Genomic DNA, 19,051 nt, shown 5'->3' on the forward strand with positions numbered 1-19,051 from the left:
AGTTATCCGGACATCTGCGGTTCGCGCTCATGCACCGCACGCAGGTAGTTCTCGACGTTGGCGCGGGTCTCGGGCAGCGAGTCGCCGCCGAACTTGTCCAGCGCGGCCCGGGCCAGCACCAGCGCCACCATGGCCTCGACGACCACACCGGCTGCCGGCACCGCGCACACATCGGAACGCTGGTGGATGGCGACAGCCTCTTCGCCGGTGGCCATGTCGACGGTCGCCAGCGCACGCGGCACGGTCGAGATCGGCTTCATCGCGGCGCGCACGCGCAGCGGCTGGCCGTTGGTCATGCCGCCTTCCAGACCGCCGGCGCGGTTGGTGGAGCGGGTGATGCCGTCGGCACCGGGGTAGATCTCGTCGTGTGCGACGCTGCCGCGACGACGCGCGGTCTCGAAACCGTCACCGATCTCGACGCCCTTGATGGCCTGAATGCCCATGACGGCGGCGGCCAGCTGGCTGTCCAGCCGGTTGTCGCCGCTGATGAACGAGCCGAGGCCGACGGGCAGCCCGCTGACCACCACTTCGACGACACCGCCGAGGGTGTCGCCGTCCTTCTTGGCGGCCTCGATCTCGGCGATCATCGATTCTTCTGCGGCCTTGTCGAACGCACGCACCGGGCTGTTGTCGATGGCCTCCAGATCCTCGGGCTGCGGGACCGGGCCGTCGTAGGGCTTCGATGCGCCGATGGCGATGACGTGCGAGACAACCTCGACGCCGAGGGCCTGCTTCAGGAACGCGCGGGCGACGGTGCCGGCCGCGACGCGGGCCGCGGTCTCGCGGGCGCTGGCGCGCTCGAGCACCGGGCGGGCGTCGTCGAAGCCGTACTTGAGCATGCCGGCGTAGTCGGCGTGCCCGGGCCGGGGGCGGGTCAGCGGTTCGTTGCGCGCGGTGTTGGCCAGCGCCTCCGGGTCGACCGGGTCGGAGGCCATGACGGTTTCCCACTTGGGCCACTCGGTGTTACCGATCTGGATGGCGATCGGGCCACCCAGCGTCTGGCCGTGCCGAACGCCGCCGAGCAGCGTCACTTCGTCCTTTTCGAACTTCATCCGGGCACCGCGGCCGTAGCCGAGACGACGCCGCTGCAACTGCGTGGCGATGTCGTCCGAGGTCACCGAAAGACCGGCCACCATGCCTTCGAGCATGGCCACCAGGGCGCGGCCGTGAGATTCACCTGCTGTGGTCCATCGCAACACGTGTCCCATTGTCCCATGAGGGCCTTTACCGGCTGAAATCCGTCAGCGCAGGCTGCATTGCAGCAGCACGGTGTCGATGTCGCGGCCATGCTTGTGGCCGACCTGGCGCAGCCGTCCGGCCTCGTCGAAACCCAGCTTCTTGTGCAGCGCGACGGACGACGGGTCGCCGCTGTCGGCGATCACCGCGATCACCTCGCGCACGCCGGCGGCGCGGGCAGCGTCCAGCAGCGCATCGAGCAGCTCGGACCCGGCCCCCTGTCCGGTGGCCCACGGCGCCAGATAGATCGAGTCCTCCACCGTGCCCTGATAGGCCGGCCGGGAATGCCAGGGCAGGCAGTATGCGTACCCCGCGACCCTGCCCGCACGTTCAACCACCAGAAACGGCAGGCCGGCCGCCGCTACCTTGGCGAACCGCGCCTGCCATTCGTCGGCAGCCGGCGGCGCCAGCTCGAACGACGCGACGCTATTGATCACGTAGTGCGCGTAGATCGCGGCGATGGCGGGCAGGTCAGCGGTGGTGGCGGCACGGGTGGTCATCGTCAGGCAAAGGTACCGAGCGCGACGGCCGCGGCGCTCGCCAGGCACATCGACGGGCCGTGCGGCACGGTCCGGCCGCGGCGCCGCAGTAGGACGACCACGGCATACACGGCAGTCAACAGCGGTGCCCCGATTGCCGCGAGCACCCAGATATCGGCGCCGAACATCCCGGTGAGCGCACCCAGCCCGAGGGCGAGTTTGACGTCACCGCCGCCCATCGCCTTCGGGCTCACCAGATGGATCAAGAGGTAGAGCGCACCCAGCGCGGTCGCCCCGGCCAGCGCGGCGAGGCCCCGGCCGAGAACGACAGCCGCCAGCAGAATGACCGCGGCACCGGGCAGCGTCAGCCGGTTCGGCAGGCGTCGTTCCCGGAGGTCGTAGACACACAGCGCAACCAGCCAAACGCCAACAGCCCCGCACCAAAAAACCTTGCCCACCCCCATCTTTCGAGGCTAGGTGAGTTGCGCGGGGCGTCCCGACACAAATCTTCTGGTGGTGCCGTGCCCCGCGACAGTGCGTTGAGCCTGAGCTCAGGGTCTTCGCTACTCGAACATTGTGACCGCCAGCGCAGGATCAACGCCCACAAGGCATTTGCTTGTCAAGTGCCCAGCATATGCGCACACACGAACGTGCACCGAGTGCGTCTCGACCGCGGATCTGGCGATCTGTACGCACCCTCGACACAAATCTAGTGCCTGCGGCGCTAATTCTCAGGAAGCAGCGAGCGCCGCGGCCATCGCCTCGCGCGGCGCCGGCATCCCGGTGAATTGCTCCACCTGGGCGTAGGCCTGGTTCAGCAGCATCTGCAGGCCGCTGACCACGCGGCCACCGGCCGCGGCAACCGCGGCGGCCAGCGGCGTCGGCCACGGGTCGTAGATGGCGTCGAGCAGCACGGCCGTGCCGGCCACTGTGCCGGAGAACTCGCCGGCCACCGCGGCGGGCAGCGTATTGACCACCACGCCAAGGGATTTCAGTGGTTCGCCCAGCGCCACCCAGCGGGCTGCCATACCCAGCCGATGCCCGAGGTCCACCAGCGCCGCCGCCTTCTCCGCATTGCGGGCGACGATCGCGAGGTCCGGCACGCCGAGCTCTGCCAACGCCACCACCGCCGCAGGCGCCGTGCCACCGGAGCCCAGCACGGCCGCGGCGCCCGACACCTCACCCAACGCTCCGACAACCCCGTCGACATCGGTGTTGTCGGCGCGCCAGCCGCCGTCCACGCGCACCAGCGTGTTGGCCGAGCCGACGAGCTCAGCGCGCGCGGTGCGTTCGGTCGCGAAGCGCAGTGCCGCGAACTTGCCGGGCATGGTGACCGAGACACCGACCCATTCCGGCCCGAAACCACCGACCAGACCGGGTAATTGCGCCTCGGTGCACTCGATGCGGTCGTAGGTCCAGTCGGTCAACCCGAGCTCCCGGTAGGCCGCCAGGTGCAGTTGCGGTGACCGCGAATGCGCGATGGGCGAGCCGAGGACGGCGGCCCTCATCGGGCACTGTCGAGCACGCCGTTGCGTTTGGCGAGCTCGATGCTGGCGAGGTGCTGCTGGTAGTCGCGGGTGAAGACCGTCGTGCCCTGCAGGTCGATGGTCACGAAGTACAGCCAGTCCCCCGGCGCCGGGTCCTGCGCCGCGACGACGGCGGGCTGGCCGGGCGAACAGATCGGCGTGACCGGAAGGCCTTCGCGTGCATAGGTGTTCCACGGTGTCGGCTGCTCGCGGTCGGCGTCGGTGGTGGCCACCTCCTGGCGGTCCAGCGGGTAGTTCACCGTCGAGTCGAACTGCAGCCGGCGGTGATCAGGGGTCGCCAGCCGGTTGTAGATGACGCGGGCGACCTTGGCGAAGTCCTGTGGGTTGGACTCGCGCTGGACCAGCGATGCCACGATCAGGATCTGGTACGGGTTCAGGTTGGCGGCCGCGCCGGCGTCGAGCAGGCCGCCCTTTTCGTACTGGTGACCGCTCGAGCTGATCAGGCTCGCCAGAATCGATTCCGGCGTGCCGGCCGGGTCGACGTTCCACGTGCCCGGTGCGATGAGGCCCTCGAGTCTGCGGTGGTCGGTGCCCAGCGCCTTCACCGGTCCCGCCGCCCAGCTCGGCACCAGCAGCGTCGTGACGTCGGCGGCACCGGCGGCCTTCTTCAGATCGTCGGCGGACACGCACTTGCGCTTGCCGTCCAGGTCGACGCAGGTGGCGGCCGAGATCAGGCTGAAGATGCCCTGGTTGATCTTGTTGGTCTTGACGTCGCTGGTGTCGTCGAGCTGGCGGCCCTCGGGGATCACCAGCCGGCCCACCCGGTTGTTCTTCTCGGTCAACCGGGTCACCGCGTTGGCCGCCGAGATCTCGGTCCGCAGCTTGTAGAAGCCCGGCTGAATCTCGGTCATCGCCTTGTTGCCCTCGGCGGCCTGTACGAACGTCTTCACGTTCGCCACGACGCCGTGGTCGTGCAGGTTCTGTCCGATGGCGGTGGTCGAGTCGCCCTGATGGACCTCGATGACCAGGTCGTTGTTGCCGTCACCCGAGTAGTCGTTGCCCGAGCCGAAGATGCCGTGCCACAGGCGCGAACCCAGGAACACCGCGCTGACGACGACGACGATGAACACCGTCAGCGCCGCCACGCTGCGGCGACGCCGGCGCTTGCGGTTGCGCTCGGCGCGCACCCGTTCGGCCCGGCTCATGCCGCGGCGCGGACGGCCCACCGATTCGGGCTTGATGCGGGTGCTGCTGCCCCACTCGTCGTCGTCGCCCGGGGCGTCGGGGCGCATGTCCTCGGCCGGGGTCACAGGTCGGCCTCCTCGGCCCGCGCGCGGGCGGCCAGCACCGTGCGGCGCATGTCGAGCCAGTTCTGCAGGATGCCGACGGCGGCCACCTGATCGATCATCTGACGTTGCCCCTTCGCACGCACTCCGGCCTCCCGCAGCGAGCGCTGCGCGGTGACCGTCGTCAGCCGTTCGTCGGCCATCCGAACCGGAGTCGGGGCCACCCGAACCGCCAGGGCGTCAGCCACCTCGATCGCGTCCCGCGCCGAGCTGCTCGCCCGGTCCTTCAGTGTGCGCGGCAACCCGACGACGATCTCGACCGCCTCCTGCTCACCGGCCAGCTTCGCCAGCCGGCCCAGGTGTTTGTCCGTCTTGTCGCGACGCACCGTCTCCAGCGGCGTCGCCAGGATGCCGTCGGGGTCGCACACGGCGACACCTATCCGCACCGTACCGACGTCGATGCCGAGCCGACGACCGCGGCCGGGGTCATCGGCCCCGGGGCGGTCAGGCATACGGTCGGTATCGGCCAAAGCTAGCTCCGGCCCAGTTCAGCGCGTAGCGCGGCCAGACCCGCGTCGATACCCGCTGCCCCCTTACCGGAACCCTGTGCCAGATCGGCCTTTCCACCACCACGGCCGCCGACCGCGGTGCCCAGCTGCTGCACCAGTTCGTTGGCCTTGAACCCGAGGTCCTGCGCGGCGGCGTTGACGGCCACCACGTACGGCACCGACTCACCCGAGTCGGCGATCAGTGCGATCACCGCCGGCTCCGAGCCGAGCTTGCCCTTGATGTCGCCGACCAGGGTGCGCAGATCACCGCCGGAGAACCCGCCGGCCATGCGCTGCGCGACGACGCGCACCTTGCCGATGACCTCGGCGCCGGCCGCGGCGTTGGCGGCAGCGGCCTTGGCACCCGCCAGCCGGACCTTGTCGAGTTCCTTCTCGGCGGCCTTGAGCTTGTCGACCAGGGTGGCCACGCGTGCGGGCACCTCTTCCGAGGGCACCTTCAGCGACGCGGCCAGGCCCGCCATCAGCGCGCGTTCCTTGGCCAGGTGCCGGAACGACTCGAGCCCGACGTAGGCCTCGACACGGCGCACACCCGAACCCACCGACGACTCGCCGAGGATGGTCACCGGGCCGATCTGCGCCGAGCGCTCGACGTGGGTACCACCGCACAGTTCCAGAGAGAACGGCCCGCCGATCTCGACGACGCGGACCTCGTCCGGGTAGGACTCGCCGAACATCGCCATGGCGCCCATCGCCTTGGCCTTCTCCAGCTTCTCATTGAAGGTGTGCACCTCGAAGTCGGCCTGCACGGCCTCGTTGGTCACTTCCTCGACCTGGGTGCGCTGCTCGTCGCTGAGCGCGCCCTGGTAGTTGAAGTCGAACCGCAGGTAGCCCGGGCGGTTCAGCGAACCGGCCTGAACGGCATTGGGGCCCAACACCTGTCGCAGCGCGGCGTGCACCATGTGCGTACCCGAGTGGCCCTGCGTGGCACCGCGGCGCCAGGTCGGGTCGACGGCGGCGGTCACGGTGTCGCCCTCGACGAACTCACCGGACTCGACGTTGACGGTGTGCACCCACAGCGATTTGGCGATCTTCTGCACGTCGGTGACCGCGGCCTTGGCGGTGGCCGACGAGCCGGTGCCCGTGATGGAACCGGTGTCGGCGATCTGGCCGCCCGACTCGGCGTACAGCGGCGTCCGGTCCAGCACGAGCTCTACGCGCTCCGCATCTTCGGAACCGTGCGTCACCACCGGCACCCGCTTGCCGTCCACGAAGATGCCGAGAATCCTTGCCTCGGAAGTCAATTCGTCGAAACCGGTGAACTCGGTCGGGCCGGCGTCGACGAGGTCGCGGTAGGCGGACAGGTCGGCATGCGCGTGCTTGCGGGCAGCGGCGTCGGCCTTGGCGCGGGCGCGCTGCTCAGCCATCAGGCCGCGGAAACCCTCTTCGTCGACGGACAGGCCGGCTTCGGCCGCCATCTCCAGCGTCAGCTCGACCGGGAAACCGTAGGTGTCGTGCAGCGTGAAGGCGTCACTACCGGAGACGACGGTCTTGCCCGCGGCCTTGGTGGCCGCCGCGGCGTCCTCGAACAGCCGCGATCCCGACGCGAGCGTGCGGTTGAAGGCGGTCTCCTCGGCGACCGCGATTCGGTTGATGCGCTCGAAGTCGGTGACCAGCTCCGGGTACGACGGACCCATCGTGTCGCGCACGGTGGCCATCAGGTCGGACATGATCGGCTGCTCGACGCCGAGCAGCTTGGCGGCCCGGATGATGCGGCGCAGCAGGCGGCGCAGCACGTAGCCGCGGCCTTCGTTACCGGGGGTGACGCCGTCGCCGATGATGATCGCGGCGGTGCGGCTGTGGTCGGCGATGACGCGGTAGCGCACGTCGTCCGCGTGGTTGCCGGCGCCGTAGTGGCGGGGCGCAACCGAGGCCACCATGTCGATGACGGGACGGACCAGGTCGGTCTCGTAGACGTTGTCGACGCCCTGCAGCAGGCAGGCGATGCGCTCGACACCCATGCCGGTGTCGATGTTCTGACGCGGCAGCGGGCCCAGGATTTCGAAGTCGGTCTTGCTGGTGCCCTCGCCCCGCTCGTTCTCCATGAACACGAGGTTCCAGATCTCGATGTAGCGGTCCTCGTTGGCCTCTGGGCCACCGTCGATGCCGTACTCGGGGCCGCGGTCGTAGTAGATCTCCGAACACGGGCCGCAGGGGCCGGGGATGCCCATGGACCAGTAGTTGTCGGCCTTGCCACGGCGCTGGATGCGCTCCGGCGGCAGGCCGGCGATCTCCTCCCAGAGCCCGATGGCCTCGTCGTCATCGAGATAGACGGTGGCCCAGAGCTTTTCGGGGTCGAAGCCGTAGCCCCCCTCGGATACCGGGTTGGTCAGCAGATCCCAGGCGAGCGCGATGGCGCCGCGCTTGAAGTAGTCGCCGAACGAGAAGTTGCCGGCCATCTGGAAGAAGGTGTTGTGCCGGGTGGTGATTCCGACCTCGTCGATGTCCGGCGTACGGATGCACTTCTGGACGCTGGTCGCCTTGTCGTACGGCGGCGTGCGGTCGCCCAGGAAGTAAGGCACGAACTGCACCATGCCGGCGTTGACGAACAACAGGTTCGGATCGTCCAGGATCACCGATGCACTCGGCACCTCGGTGTGGCCCGCTTTCACGAAATGATCGAGGAATCGTTTCCTGATCTCGTGTGTCTGCACGTGCTGTTGTCCTTCATCGACCGGGTAGTTGCCCGCATAACAGTACCGGGTGCGGTTTTTGGCCCGGCCCTAGAACCATTGTGCGTCGCGGCGCCGCGGAGGACAGTTGGGTCTATCCGGTGGCGCCGCCGGAGCGCCGCCCTGAACAAAGAGGGGGTGGACCGTGTTCGCACGTTCTACCACGATGATGGCGCGCCCTGACCAGATCGATGCCGGCATCGCCTACATCCGCGACGACGTCATGCCGGTGCTGCAGGAACTTCCCGGTTCCGTCGGCCTGTCCCTGATGGTCGACCGGGATTCCGGCCGGTGCATCGCCACCAGCGCGTGGGAGTCCGAGGACGCCCTGCGTTACAGCGCCGGCGAGGGCCGCAGGCTCCGCAATCTGGCCGCCGAACGGTTCGGCGGCGGCGCCCCGCTGGTCGAGGAGTGGGAGATCGCCGTCCTGCACCGCGAACGCGGCAACGGCGCGTGCGTGCGGGCCACCTGGCTCACCGTGCCGCCGGATCTCATGGAGGCCGGCATCGACTACTACCGCGACACCGTACTGCGGCAGATCGAGCACCTGCCCGGGTTCTGCAGCGCCAGCCTGCTGGTCGATCGCGGCTCGGGCCGGGCAGTGTCGTCGGCGTCGTTCCGTACCCGCGAACTGATGGCGGACTACTGGCCGCAGGCCACCGCGCTGAAGGTCGAGTCGGTGCAGGCCGCCGGGGCGACGGAGATCGACGACTGCGCGTTCGATCTCGCCATCGCCCACCTGCGGGTGCCCGAACTGGTCTAGCGCTTGCGCCGGATGATGGCGCGCAGCTTCTCCAGCCGGCCGCCGATCTCGCGTTCCGCCCCGTACGCGGTGGGCCGGTAGTAGTCGACCCCGACCAGCTCATCGGGCGGATACTGTTGCGCCGCAACACCACCCGGGTGGTCGTGCGCGTACTTGTAGCCCTGGGCGTGCCCGAGCGCGGCAGCACCGGCGTAGTGCCCGTCCCGCAGATGCGCGGGCACCATGCCGGCCTTGCCGGCCTTGATGTCGGCCATCGCCGCGCCGAGAGCGACGGTTACCGCGTTGGATTTCGGCGCCGTCGCCAGGTGCACCGTCGCGTGGGCCAGCGTCAGCTGGGCTTCCGGTAGCCCGATGAGCTGTACGGTCTGCGCGGCGGCCACCGCCGTCGGCAGCGCGGTCGGGTCGGCGATGCCGATGTCCTCGCTGGCCAGGATCATCAGCCGGCGCGCGATGAACCGCGGGTCCTCCCCCGCGGTCAGCATCCGCGCCAGGTAGTGCAGCGCGGCGTCGACGTCGGAGCCGCGCACCGATTTGATGAACGCGCTGACGACGTCGTAGTGCTGGTCACCGTCGCGGTCGTAGCGCACGGCCGCCTTGTCGAGGGACTGCTCGATCACGTCGACGGTCACGCGTTCCCCGGCTTCGGCCGCGACCTCCAGCGCCGTCAGTGCCCGTCGGGCATCTCCCGCCGACAGCGTCACGAGCAGCGCGACGGCGTCGTCGTCGACCTCGACGGCACCGCCCAGGCCGCGGGGATCGGTGATCGCCCGCTGCACGACGGTCCGCACGGCGTCGGCCGTCAGCGGTTGCAGCTGCAGGATCAGCGACCGCGACAGCAGCGGCGCCACCACCGAGAACGACGGATTCTCCGTGGTCGCCGCGACCAGCAGCACCACCCGGTTCTCCACCGCGGCGAGCAGGGCGTCCTGCTGGGTCTTGGAGAAGCGGTGCACCTCGTCGATGAACAGCACCGTCTGGCGGCCGTGGATGGCGCTCCGCCGGGCCTCGTCGATCACCGCGCGCACGTCCTTGACGCCGGCCGACAGCGCCGACAGCGCCTCGAACCGGCGGCCGGTGGCCCCGGAGATCAGCGATGCCAGCGTGGTCTTGCCGGTGCCGGGCGGCCCGTAGAGGATGACGCTTGCCGCGCCCGAGCCCTCGACCAGGCGGCGCAGCGGCGAGCCCGGCTTGAGCAGGTGATCCTGGCCGACGACCTCGTCAAGGCCGGCCGGCCGCATCCGTACGGCCAACGGCGCCTGCACGACGGAGCCGGATGCCGGCTCGGCATCGCCTCCTACGTCGAACAGCCCATCAGACACGGTTCAGGCTTACCACGCCGCACCGACCGGCGGTTCAGTCGGCAGGTGCGGTGACGAAGTCGATCAGTTCCTCGACCCGTCCGATGAGTGCGGGTTCGAGGTCGTTCCAGTCGCGCACGCGGCCGCGGATGCGCTGCCACGCGTGGGCGATGTCGGCCTGGTCGGCGTGCGGCCAGCCCAGCGCATCGCAGACACCGTGCTTCCACTCGATGCCGCGCGGAATGACCGGCCACGCCTCGCGCCCGATGCGGGCGGGCTTGACGGCCTCCCAGATGTCGATGAACGGGTGGCCCACCACCAGCGTGTGCTCGCCGCCGGGGCCACGCCGCACCTGCTCGGCGATGCGCGCCTCCTTCGAACCCGCCACCAGGTGGTCGACGAGGACGCCGAGCCGGCGGCCCGGTCCCGGCTGGAACTCCCGCACGATGGCGGCCAGATCATCGACACCGCCGAGGTACTCGACGACCACGCCCTCGACCCGCAGATCATGTCCCCACACCTGCTCGACCAGCTCGGCGTCGTGGCGGCCCTCCACATAGATGCGGCTGGCCAGCGCGGTGCGAGCCCGATGTCCTTGCACGGCAACCGAACCCGACGCCGTGCGGGTGGGAGCGGCCGGTGCGGTGCGCTTGGGCGCGGTGAGGATGACGGGGTTCCCGTCGACCAGGTAGCCCGGGCCGATGGGGAACGGCTTGCGGTAGCCGTCGAAGTCCTCGAGGACCATCCGGCCGTACTCGACCGAGATGACGGCGCCCACGAAGCCGGTGGTGGCGCACTCGACCACGAGCCCCTTCTCGGCGGGCTGCTCGGTCGATCGCTTCCTGGCGTTCGGGTTGCGGGCCAGTACATCGGATCCGTATCGGTCGCTCACGGCACCGATCCTAGGAACGATTGCGGGCCAGATCCGGTTGCGCCACCCGCGTTTTCGTCACAGACCGGTTACGGGGCCTTCTCGACCTTGATGTCACAGGTGATGCGCTCACCGTCGACCTTCACGATCTTCATGTGCGCGACGTACTGGACCTTGCGCGGCCCGGTGAAGTGACAGTCGAACTGGGCGCCCTTGGTGGCTTCCACGTCGGACGGGCACTTCACGTCGGTGGGGGTGAACTTGTTCTGATCCGACACGAGCTTGACCACCTGCTTGGCGGCGTCATCGGCCTTGACCGTGGTCTTCGAACTACACCCAGCCGGCGCGAGGGCCACCAGACCCAGTAGCACCGCTGCCCCCACCCGTACGCGCATCATGGGCGCGATCGTGCTCTATCGCCGTGCGCCGCGTCAACGCGCCGCGCGGGAGCCGACGGCCTCGTCCACCGCCGTATGGATGAACCGCATCTTGTCCAGCACCGCCGCCGGCAGCACGAACGGGTACAGATCCTCTTTGCCCATCGACCGGTTGACCATGTTCAACGCCCACGCCAGGGGCAGCCAGAGCTCGATGAGGGTGTCAAATCCGCTGGGGCCCAGCACCCGCCGCTCGAAGGTGGCACCCGCGGGCGCGAAACCGAAGGCCGCCGCGGTGTCGAGGGCGTCCCGGATGTGCAGATAGTGCGCGAACGTCTCGGCCCAGTCCTCGGCCGGGTGCATCGTGGCGTAGGAAGACACGTACTGCTCTTCCCACCCGGGGGGCGCACCGTCGCGGTAGTGCCGGTCCAGCGCCGCCTGGTAGTCGGTGTCGGGATCGCCGAACAATTCGGTGAACTGCGCGACGGCATCCGGCGACGGCTGCACCAGCCGGTAGAAGTAGTAGTGCCCGATCTCGTGGCGGAAGTGGCCCAGCAGCGTTCGGTACGGCTCGGCCATGGCGATGCGCAGCTGTTCGCGGTGCACGTCGTCGCCCTCGGCGAGGTCCAGCGTGATGATGCCGTCCTGATGGCCGGTGACGACGGGGTGCCGCTCACTGGACAGCAGGTCGAAGGCCAGTCCCTGCGCCGGGTCGCTGTCGCGCCCGATGATCGGCAGGCCGAGCTCCGACAGTTCGACGATCAGCCGGCGCTTGGCCTGCTCGGCGATGGCGAACGCCGCCATCGCCTTGGTGTCATCATCGGCGGGACGGGTCCTGGTCAAGGTGCACGATGGGCACAGTCGCCGCACCGGCTCGATCCGGACCAACCAATTGCATTGCGCCGAATGCAGATTCGCGCACAGCTGGTAGTCGGTCGAAGCCACGGCACCGGCATGGTCGCTGTCGCCGTTGGCGTCCGGTGGCGCGATCACCAGCAGTGCCATGTCCTCCAGGGAGAAGCCGAGCGCGCTCCCGCAGCCCAGGCACAGCGAGTTCTCGAAGGCCAGACGCTGGCCGCAGTTGGGGCAGTTGAAGTCACGCACGCAGTTGTCCTCCCGCAATTGGTGCGACGTCCACTGAGACGTCGATGATGCTGCTGTCGGAGTCGGTGTAGATGATGCCGCGCAGCGGCGGGACATCGGCGTAGTCCCGCCCGAACCCGACCACGATGTAGCGTTCGTCGACCAGCTGGTCGTTGGTCGGGTCCAGCCCCAGCCACTGGTTCTGCGGCGTCCACACCGACGCCCACGCGTGGGTGGCGTCGACACCCACCATACGTTCCTTGCCCGGCGGCGGGTCGGTGGCCAGGTATCCCGAGACATAGCTGGCGGCAAGACCGTTCGCGCGCAGGCACGCGATGGCCAGGCGCGCGAAATCCTGGCACACCCCTTCGCGGGCGGCCAGCACCTCCGCGACCCGGGTGGACACCGTCGTCGACCCGGACCGGTAGGTGAAGTCGGCGAAGATGCGCGAGTTCAGCTCGCGCAGCACCTCGATCAGCGGGCGGCCGGGCACGAAACTCGGCGCGGCGTAATCCCGCACCTCGTCGGTGATCTCTGCGGACTGCAGATCCAGGACGAATTCGGTGGCCAGCGCACCGTCGGGACCGGATGGCCGGGACTGCTCCCATGGCGCCACAGCGGCGCCCGCCGCGTACCACTCGGCGGGCGGCGGGTCGACCTCGACGATGCTTCGCCCGGTCACGATGAGTTCGCGATGTGGTTGTGTCACATGGAAATACGAGCTGACATTGCCGTAGGCGTCGCGGCTCGTGGAGCGGTCGGCCGGTTCGGGATCGATGTTCAGCCGGTACGACTGGCAGCGCTGCTGGGCGCTGTCGCGCGGGGTGAGGAATCCGCGACCGTACGAGCTGGTGACGATGTCGGAGTAGCGATATCGGGTGCGATGAGTGATCTGGTACTCACGCGTCATGGCATCTGCCGCCGTTCGTCGGGACCCCACAGCGGCTGCATGCCACTCGGGAGGGCCAGGTGCGCGGCCCGGATCAGCTCGGACAACTCCCGCAGATCGGTGTGCATACCGTCGAGCAACTCGGCGAGTTCGGCGCGCCGCCCCGCCTCGGTGACGTGCTCCAGGTCGGCCGGGTCCTGGCGTCGCAGACGGGCGGCGATCTCGTCGATCAACCGTTCCGGGCGGGTCGACCCAGTCGAGGACGGCAGTGCCCGCAGGTCGGCGCGCAGGCGTTCGAACTGGAAGGCCAGTGACCGCGGATTCTCCTCGTCGAACAACACCAGGTCGGCGATCGCTGCGACGCTCACCTGTCCCAGCATGCGCCTGCGGTACATCACCGCAGATTCACACACCACGAGGACGGACTCGCTGACGGTCCGCTCGGTCTCGGCGCTGTGCGCCGTGGTGAGGGTGGCCCGCAGCAGCGCGGTCAAGCCGAGACCGCGCTCGATGCGCTTGCCGATGTCCATCATCGTCCAGCCCACATCGCGGACCATGGATTCGGCCGCCACGCCCGAAAGGGCCAGCATCCCGGCCAGGGTCTGGCTGGGCGCGGTGGACAGGTACGCCTCCCCCTTGGTCTTCGAATCCGGCGGCGACAGCGTCGTGCCCTGGCGGTGCCGCGCCCGGTCGGACGGTTGCAGCACCGCGCGTTCGACGGCGGCCAGCACCATCCAGGTGTCGTTCGACATCTGGTCGCGGACCGCGCGCGCGGCCAGGCCCAGCCGTTCGACGGATTGCGCCAGCGAACCCGGTCGGTGCCGGTCGGCGGTGAGCGCCCACAACGTGGTCGGCGTGATGGCCAGCTGTTCGGCGTAGTCACCGTCGGCGCCGGTGTCGGTGCCGGTGATCTGGCCCAGCGCGGTCAGCAGTACCGGCACGCAGTCGCTGCCGCCGAGGTCCCGCCGGTAGCGGAATTCGTGGTAGCGCTCGCGAGTGACGGTGAGCAGCCGCGCCGTGAACTCGGCGCGTTCGGCGTACCGGCCCAGCCAGAACAGGTCCGAGAGCACACGCGGCGAGCTCACCGCGCGGGTCGGGCTCGCCGTCATGGCCGGCAGCTCGACCGGCTGCGCCTGCACGACCGTGGCCCGGTCCGGGGTCCGCACCCAGACATCCTTGGCCGCAACGGTTTCCATGCCGTAGGCGGCGTGCCCCCGCGCCAGCACGTAACCCAGCCCGCCGATCATCGGCGCGTAACCCCCACGCTGGGCGACGGTGAACAGTCGCATCCCGACGCTGCCGGCGGACAGTCCGCTCGGCAGCAGGTCCATCGGGGCCGTGGAGAACTCGGGCAGTTCCTGGCCCATCCATTGCCACGGGGCGGCGCTGATCCGGGCCGCCAGGTCGGCCTGTTTGGCGGCGGACAGGGCCGGGCCGACGATCGCCGGCCCGCCGGTCACCGGCCTGATCAACAAGGTGGACAGTCTGCTCAACAGATGCGAGCGCTCGGCCTCGATGCCGCCCCAGAAACATCGGGCACTCGGCAGTTCCGGGCTCTCCCCGGTGAGCAGCTCCGCCAGCTCCGGCAGGAACCGCGTGATGCCCGGGCTTTCGAGGATGCCGCTGCCCAGCGTGTTCACCACTGTCACCGCCCCGCGGCGCAGCACCTCGACGAGTCCGACCACGCCCAGCCGGGAGTCCGGACGCAGATCCAGGGGATCGGCATACTCGGCGTCGACGCGGCGGAGTACGACGTCGACGCGCTTGAGGGTGCCGAGCGAGCGCATCCAGAGATTGCCGTCGCGCACCACGAGGTCGGCGCTCTCCACCAATGGGAAACCCAGTACGCCGGCCAGGTAGGCCTGGTCGAAGGCGGTCTCGGAATGACTGCCGGGGCTCAGTACGACGACGACCGGTTCCCGCGCGGCTTCGGGCGCCGCGTCGATCAGCGCCAGCCGCAGCGCCTGCGCCCAGGGCGACGCCGGACGCGGCGCCACCTTCTCGTACAGCTCGGGCACGGCGTGCGCGACGACGCGCCGGTCGGCGAGCGCGTACCCGGCGCCCGAGGGTGCCTGCGTCCAGTCCCCGTTCACGACGAAGCCGCCGTCGCGGTGGCGGCTGACGTCGCAGCCGTGCAGGAACAGCTGGTGGCGGCCCGGCACGGTGATACCGCGGGCGGCCCGGACGTAGCCGGGGTGGGCGTACAGCAATTCCGGCGGCAGCACTCCGGAGGTGATGGCGCGGCGGGCGCCGTACAAGTCGGTGAGCACCGCGTCGAGCAGCCGGGACCGTTGCACCAGTCCGGATTCCAGGGTGCGCCAGTCCGCCGCGGACAACACCAGGGGCAGGGCGTCGAGCTGCCAGGTGTCCACCACGGGCGTGCCGTCGACATCGGTGACGGCTTCGCCGTCGCGGCCGACCTGTACATAGCTGATGCCGTCGTTGTCGACGAGTTCGCGGACGACGCCACGCAGCTGGTCCAGTCCGGCCCGACCACGGTCGCGGACGCAGTCGGTCAGCTCCTGCCAGGCCGGCCGGATCGCGCCCGACTCATCGACCAGTTCGTCGTAACCGGCGCCGGCCTCATCCCGGACGTCGAACAACGGCTCCTGTGCGCGGTCGGCCCGGTAACCGGCCAGTGGGTCGCCGATGGGCGCCGCCTCCTCGGCCAGCTCTGGGGATCTGTGTGTACGGAGAACCATTACCGCAGAACGGTACGCACCCGGCGCAGATCGAGGATGCCCGACGCACCGCCATCGGTGGATTGACGGGCCCGCTTCTCCCGGAGATCGGCCAGGTCGACGGTGCCCGGGGTGAATCCGATGGCCTCGAAACGGCGGCCCCGCCGCGACTCGGCCTCGACGGCGTTGACGGGCGGGGTGTCGTAGGCGCGGCCGCCGGGGTGCGAGACGTGGTAGGTACAGCCGCCTTTGGAGAATCCGGTGAAGCCGTCCACCAGTTCGAACTGCAGCGGCCCGTCGACGGTGATGGTGGGGTGCAGCGCGCTCGGCGGTTGCCAGGCCCGGTACCGGACGCCGCCGACCTGGACGTCGGGCGAATCGGTGGCGAGCAGCGGGATGGGATGGCCATTGACCGTGACGAAGTACCGGTTCCGGTCGGCGCCGATCAACCGGACCTGCAGCCGTTCCACCGAGGAGTCGACGTAGCGCGCGGTGCCGGTGCCGGTCGATTCCTCGCCCAGGGTGTTCCACGGCTCGATGGCGCCGCGCAGCTCCAGTTCGGCGCCGTCGAGGATCACGCTGCCGATCCGCGGAAAGCGGAACTCGGTGAACGGGTCCAGCCAGCTGGTGTCGAACGCGATGCCATGCGCCCGCAGGTCGGCGGCCACCTCGGCGATGTCTTGGATAATGAAGTGCGGCAACAGGTATCGGCCGTGCAGGTTCTCGCCGTGCCGGATCAGCGGGGCGCGCAGCGGTTCGTCCCAGAACCAGGCGACCAGCGATCGCACCAGCAGCGACTGCACCATCGCCATCTGGAAATGTGGCGGCATCTCGAAGCCGCGCAGTTCGAGCAGGCCGAGCCGGCCGCGGGCACTGTCGGGGTTGTAGAGCTTGTCGATGCAGAACTCGGCGCGGTGCGTGTTCCCGGTGATGTCGGTCAGGAGGTGGCGCAGTGCGCGGTCGATGGCCCACGGAGCGACGCTTGCGGAGCGACCATCAGCCTGAGCGCCACGTCCAGTGATGCGGTCGATCTCCGCGAACGCGATCTCCAGTTCGTACAGCGCCTCGAGGCGCCCCTCGTCGACGCGCGGGGCCTGCGACGTCGTCCCGATGAACCGGCCCGAGAACAGGTACGACAGCGCCGGATGCCGTTGCCAGTACGTCAGCATCGACACCAGCAGGTCGGGCCGGCGCAGCAGCGGTGAATCGGCGGGCGTGACGCCACCGAGGGTGATGTGGTTGCCACCGCCCGTGCCGCCGTGGGTGCCGTCGACGTCGAAGGACTCCGTCCCGAGTCGCGCCTGCCGGGCCGCCTCGTACAGGGTCTCCAGTTGTGCGGCCTGCTCGGCGAAGCCGCCCGTGGGCGCCACGTTGACCTCGATGACGCCCGGGTCGGGTGTGACGGTCATCTGCTGCAGCCTGGGGTCCGGCGGCGGTCCGTAGCCCTCGATCACGACGGGGACGCCGAGATTCGCCGCGGCTTTCTCGATCCGCGCGACCAGATCGGCGAAATCGTCGAATGCCGCTGTGGGCGGCAGGAATACGTACAGCAGCCCGTCGCGTACCTCGGCCACCAGGGCGGTGGGGGGTGCGCCGTCGGCGCTGACGACGGTCGCCGGTGTCGTGGGGCCGGCGGCACGGCCGGGCGCCAGCGGGTCGGCGTCGGGAACCGGCCGTGGCGGCTGCCAGCTGATCGAGTTCAGCGGCAACCGCAGGCCTGCCGGCGAATCGCCGCCCGTGAGCACCAGCCGCCCGCGGCGCAGGCGCCAGTCGGCCGAGACCCACCCGGTGTCGTCGTCGCTGCGGTGCAGCGGCAGGACGTGGGCCGCGGGTTCGGTGACCGCGGCATCGAGCTTGTCCACCAGGGCTTTCCGCCGTGCGGCGCCGTCGTCGGCCAGATCGTCGGTGACCGGTTCACCGTCCGGCCGGCGGACGGCATCGGCCAACCGCGCGAGGGCATCCTCGTACGCCGGACGGACCTGACTGTCCGGCAACCCGAGCCCGGCGGCGATCTCGGTGAGCAACCGGCGCGCCACATCCGGTGCGACCGCATGGGATTCACCGGCCCACGGGTCGGCCAGCAGCGCCGCATCGGACCACAGCGGTGTCCCGTCGGTGCGCCACATCAGGCCGATCTGCCAGCGCGGCAACGGCTCTCCCGGATACCACTTGCCCTGGCTGCGCTGTACCAGACCGTCCGGGGCCCAGGCGGCCTTCAGCTGGGCGGTGAGCGCGGAGGCGAGTGTGCGCTTGTGCGGTCCGTCGGCGGCCGTGGTCCATTCCTCGTCCGTCTGGTTGTCGATCGAGACGAAGGTGGGTTCGCCGCCGACCGTCAGGCGCACGTCACGCTCGTCCATCCGCTCATCGATGACGGCGCCGAGGGCCCGGATCGACTCCCACGCCCGCTCGGTGTACGGCAGGGTGACGCGCGGGTCTTCGTGCACCCGCGTCACCACGTTGACGAAGTCGAGGGTGGATTCGCAGGGTTCGACGGCACCGGTGATCGGGGCAGCCGATTCGGGGTGCGGCGTGGCCGACAGCGGGATGTGACCCTCCCCCGCCAGCAGACCCGACGTCGGGTCGAGGCCGACCCAGCCGGCGCCCGGGATGTACACCTCGGTCCAGGCGTGCAGGTCGGTGAAGTCGGCGGCGGGGCCCGAGGGCCCGTCGAGCGCCTCGATGTCGGCGCTCAGTTGCACGAGGTAGCCGGACACGAAGCGGGCCGCGAAACCCATCTTCCGCAGGATCGCGACCAGGAGCCACGCGGAGTCCCGGCACGAGCCGATGCCGGTGCGCAGGGTGAAATCCGGTGTCTGGACCCCGGCTTCGAGGCGGACGCTGTAGCCGACGTCGGCATTGACCGCCCGGTTCAGCGCCACCAGGAAGTCGATGGTGCCGGTGCCGGGCACCACGTCGAAGTTTCCGACCCAGGCCGCCGTCAGATCGTCGGCATCGTCGACGGGACGCAGGTAGGGCTTGAGGTCCTCGAGCAGGTTGTCCGGGTAGGCGAACGGGACCGTTTCGGCCCATTCCTCGATGAAGAAGTCGAACGGGTTGATGACCTTGAGGTCGGCGATCAGTCCGACGGTGATGCTCAGGCGGGTGGCGCGGTTCGGAAAGACCAAGCGCCCCACGAAGTTACCGAAGGCGTCCTGTTGCCAGTTGATGAAGTGGTCGGCGGGTTCGACCTGCAACGAGTAGGCCTCGATCGGCGTGCGCGAGTGCGGCGCCGGGCGCAGCCGCACCACGTGCGGGTACACCTTGACCAGCCGGTCGAATGTGTAGCTGGTGCGATGCTCCAGCGCCACCTTGATTGCCATAACGGTCGATCCCACCACAACAACGGGTGGGCCGCAGGGTGGG

15 protein-coding genes are annotated in these 19,051 nt (G+C 69.6%); 1 reads left to right on the forward strand and 14 read right to left on the reverse strand.

Annotated elements, in window-relative coordinates:
- Window positions 1-2: 2 nt before the first annotated feature.
- From aroC to alaS, 7 genes are all read right to left on the reverse strand, one after another.
- A complete protein-coding gene (gene aroC / locus QRN63_RS24855) occupies window positions 3-1,199 on the reverse strand; it encodes a chorismate synthase (protein WP_267317265.1) in 1,197 nt (398 codons plus the stop codon).
- Between the two features lie 42 nt (window positions 1,200-1,241).
- On the reverse strand, window positions 1,242-1,736 hold the full coding sequence (locus tag QRN63_RS24860; protein WP_285033626.1) for a GNAT family N-acetyltransferase: 495 nt from the start codon (window positions 1,734-1,736) through the stop codon (window positions 1,242-1,244).
- A 2-nt stretch (window positions 1,737-1,738) separates the two neighbouring features.
- Entirely contained in the window at window positions 1,739-2,179 is a 441-nt protein-coding gene (locus QRN63_RS24865) for a prepilin peptidase (protein ID WP_285033627.1), read from the reverse strand.
- Between the two features lie 267 nt (window positions 2,180-2,446).
- On the reverse strand, window positions 2,447-3,223 hold the full coding sequence (locus tag QRN63_RS24870; RefSeq protein WP_285033628.1) for a shikimate dehydrogenase: 777 nt from the start codon (window positions 3,221-3,223) through the stop codon (window positions 2,447-2,449).
- Window positions 3,220-4,494, reverse strand: a complete 1,275-nt coding sequence (locus tag QRN63_RS24875; RefSeq protein ID WP_267317986.1) for an endolytic transglycosylase MltG — start codon at window positions 4,492-4,494, stop codon at window positions 3,220-3,222. The genes QRN63_RS24870 and QRN63_RS24875 overlap by 4 nt, the downstream gene beginning before the upstream one ends.
- A gap of 14 nt (window positions 4,495-4,508) precedes the next feature.
- Entirely contained in the window at window positions 4,509-5,018 is a 510-nt protein-coding gene (gene ruvX / locus QRN63_RS24880) for a Holliday junction resolvase RuvX (protein ID WP_267317261.1), read from the reverse strand.
- Between the two features lie 2 nt (window positions 5,019-5,020).
- Window positions 5,021-7,708 carry an alanine--tRNA ligase gene (alaS, locus tag QRN63_RS24885; RefSeq protein ID WP_267317260.1) on the reverse strand — a complete coding sequence of 896 codons (2,688 nt, stop codon included), beginning with the start codon at window positions 7,706-7,708 and terminating at the stop codon, window positions 5,021-5,023.
- A 163-nt stretch (window positions 7,709-7,871) separates the two neighbouring features.
- Here alaS and QRN63_RS24890 point away from each other — a divergent pair, with 163 nt between their 5' ends.
- Window positions 7,872-8,489 (forward strand): hypothetical protein, encoded by a 618-nt coding sequence (locus QRN63_RS24890; RefSeq protein ID WP_285033629.1) that lies wholly within the window; start codon window positions 7,872-7,874, stop codon window positions 8,487-8,489.
- Here the strand turns inward: QRN63_RS24890 and QRN63_RS24895 are convergent.
- The 7 genes from QRN63_RS24895 to QRN63_RS24925 all read right to left on the reverse strand — a co-directional run bounded on the left by QRN63_RS24895 (window position 8,486) and on the right by QRN63_RS24925 (window position 19,008).
- Entirely contained in the window at window positions 8,486-9,808 is a 1,323-nt protein-coding gene (locus tag QRN63_RS24895) for a replication-associated recombination protein A (protein WP_267317258.1), read from the reverse strand. The genes QRN63_RS24890 and QRN63_RS24895 overlap by 4 nt on opposite strands.
- Before the next feature lie 34 nt (window positions 9,809-9,842).
- The gene (locus QRN63_RS24900) at window positions 9,843-10,679 is read right to left on the reverse strand and encodes a DUF3097 domain-containing protein (RefSeq protein ID WP_285033630.1); all 837 of its coding nucleotides are present in this window, start codon (window positions 10,677-10,679) and stop codon (window positions 9,843-9,845) included.
- 68 nt (window positions 10,680-10,747) lie between these two features.
- A complete protein-coding gene (locus QRN63_RS24905) occupies window positions 10,748-11,056 on the reverse strand; it encodes a DUF4333 domain-containing protein (RefSeq protein WP_244872566.1) in 309 nt (102 codons plus the stop codon).
- Window positions 11,057-11,089: 33 nt separating this feature from the next.
- Window positions 11,090-12,139: a zinc-binding metallopeptidase family protein gene (locus tag QRN63_RS24910; RefSeq protein WP_267317256.1), complete on the reverse strand. Its 1,050-nt coding sequence runs from the start codon at window positions 12,137-12,139 to the stop codon at window positions 11,090-11,092.
- Window positions 12,132-13,028, reverse strand: a complete 897-nt coding sequence (locus QRN63_RS24915; protein WP_267317255.1) for a transglutaminase family protein — start codon at window positions 13,026-13,028, stop codon at window positions 12,132-12,134. The genes QRN63_RS24910 and QRN63_RS24915 overlap by 8 nt, the downstream gene beginning before the upstream one ends.
- Window positions 13,025-15,709: a circularly permuted type 2 ATP-grasp protein gene (locus QRN63_RS24920; protein WP_267317254.1), complete on the reverse strand. Its 2,685-nt coding sequence runs from the start codon at window positions 15,707-15,709 to the stop codon at window positions 13,025-13,027. The genes QRN63_RS24915 and QRN63_RS24920 overlap by 4 nt, the downstream gene beginning before the upstream one ends.
- Window positions 15,709-19,008, reverse strand: a complete 3,300-nt coding sequence (locus tag QRN63_RS24925; RefSeq protein WP_285033631.1) for a transglutaminase family protein — start codon at window positions 19,006-19,008, stop codon at window positions 15,709-15,711. Before QRN63_RS24925 ends, QRN63_RS24920 begins: the two co-directional genes overlap by 1 nt.
- Window positions 19,009-19,051: the final 43 nt, after the last annotated feature.

It is taken from the genome of Mycolicibacterium sp. lyk4-40-TYG-92, assembly GCF_030209435.1.
Taxonomy (GTDB): domain Bacteria; phylum Actinomycetota; class Actinomycetes; order Mycobacteriales; family Mycobacteriaceae; genus Mycobacterium.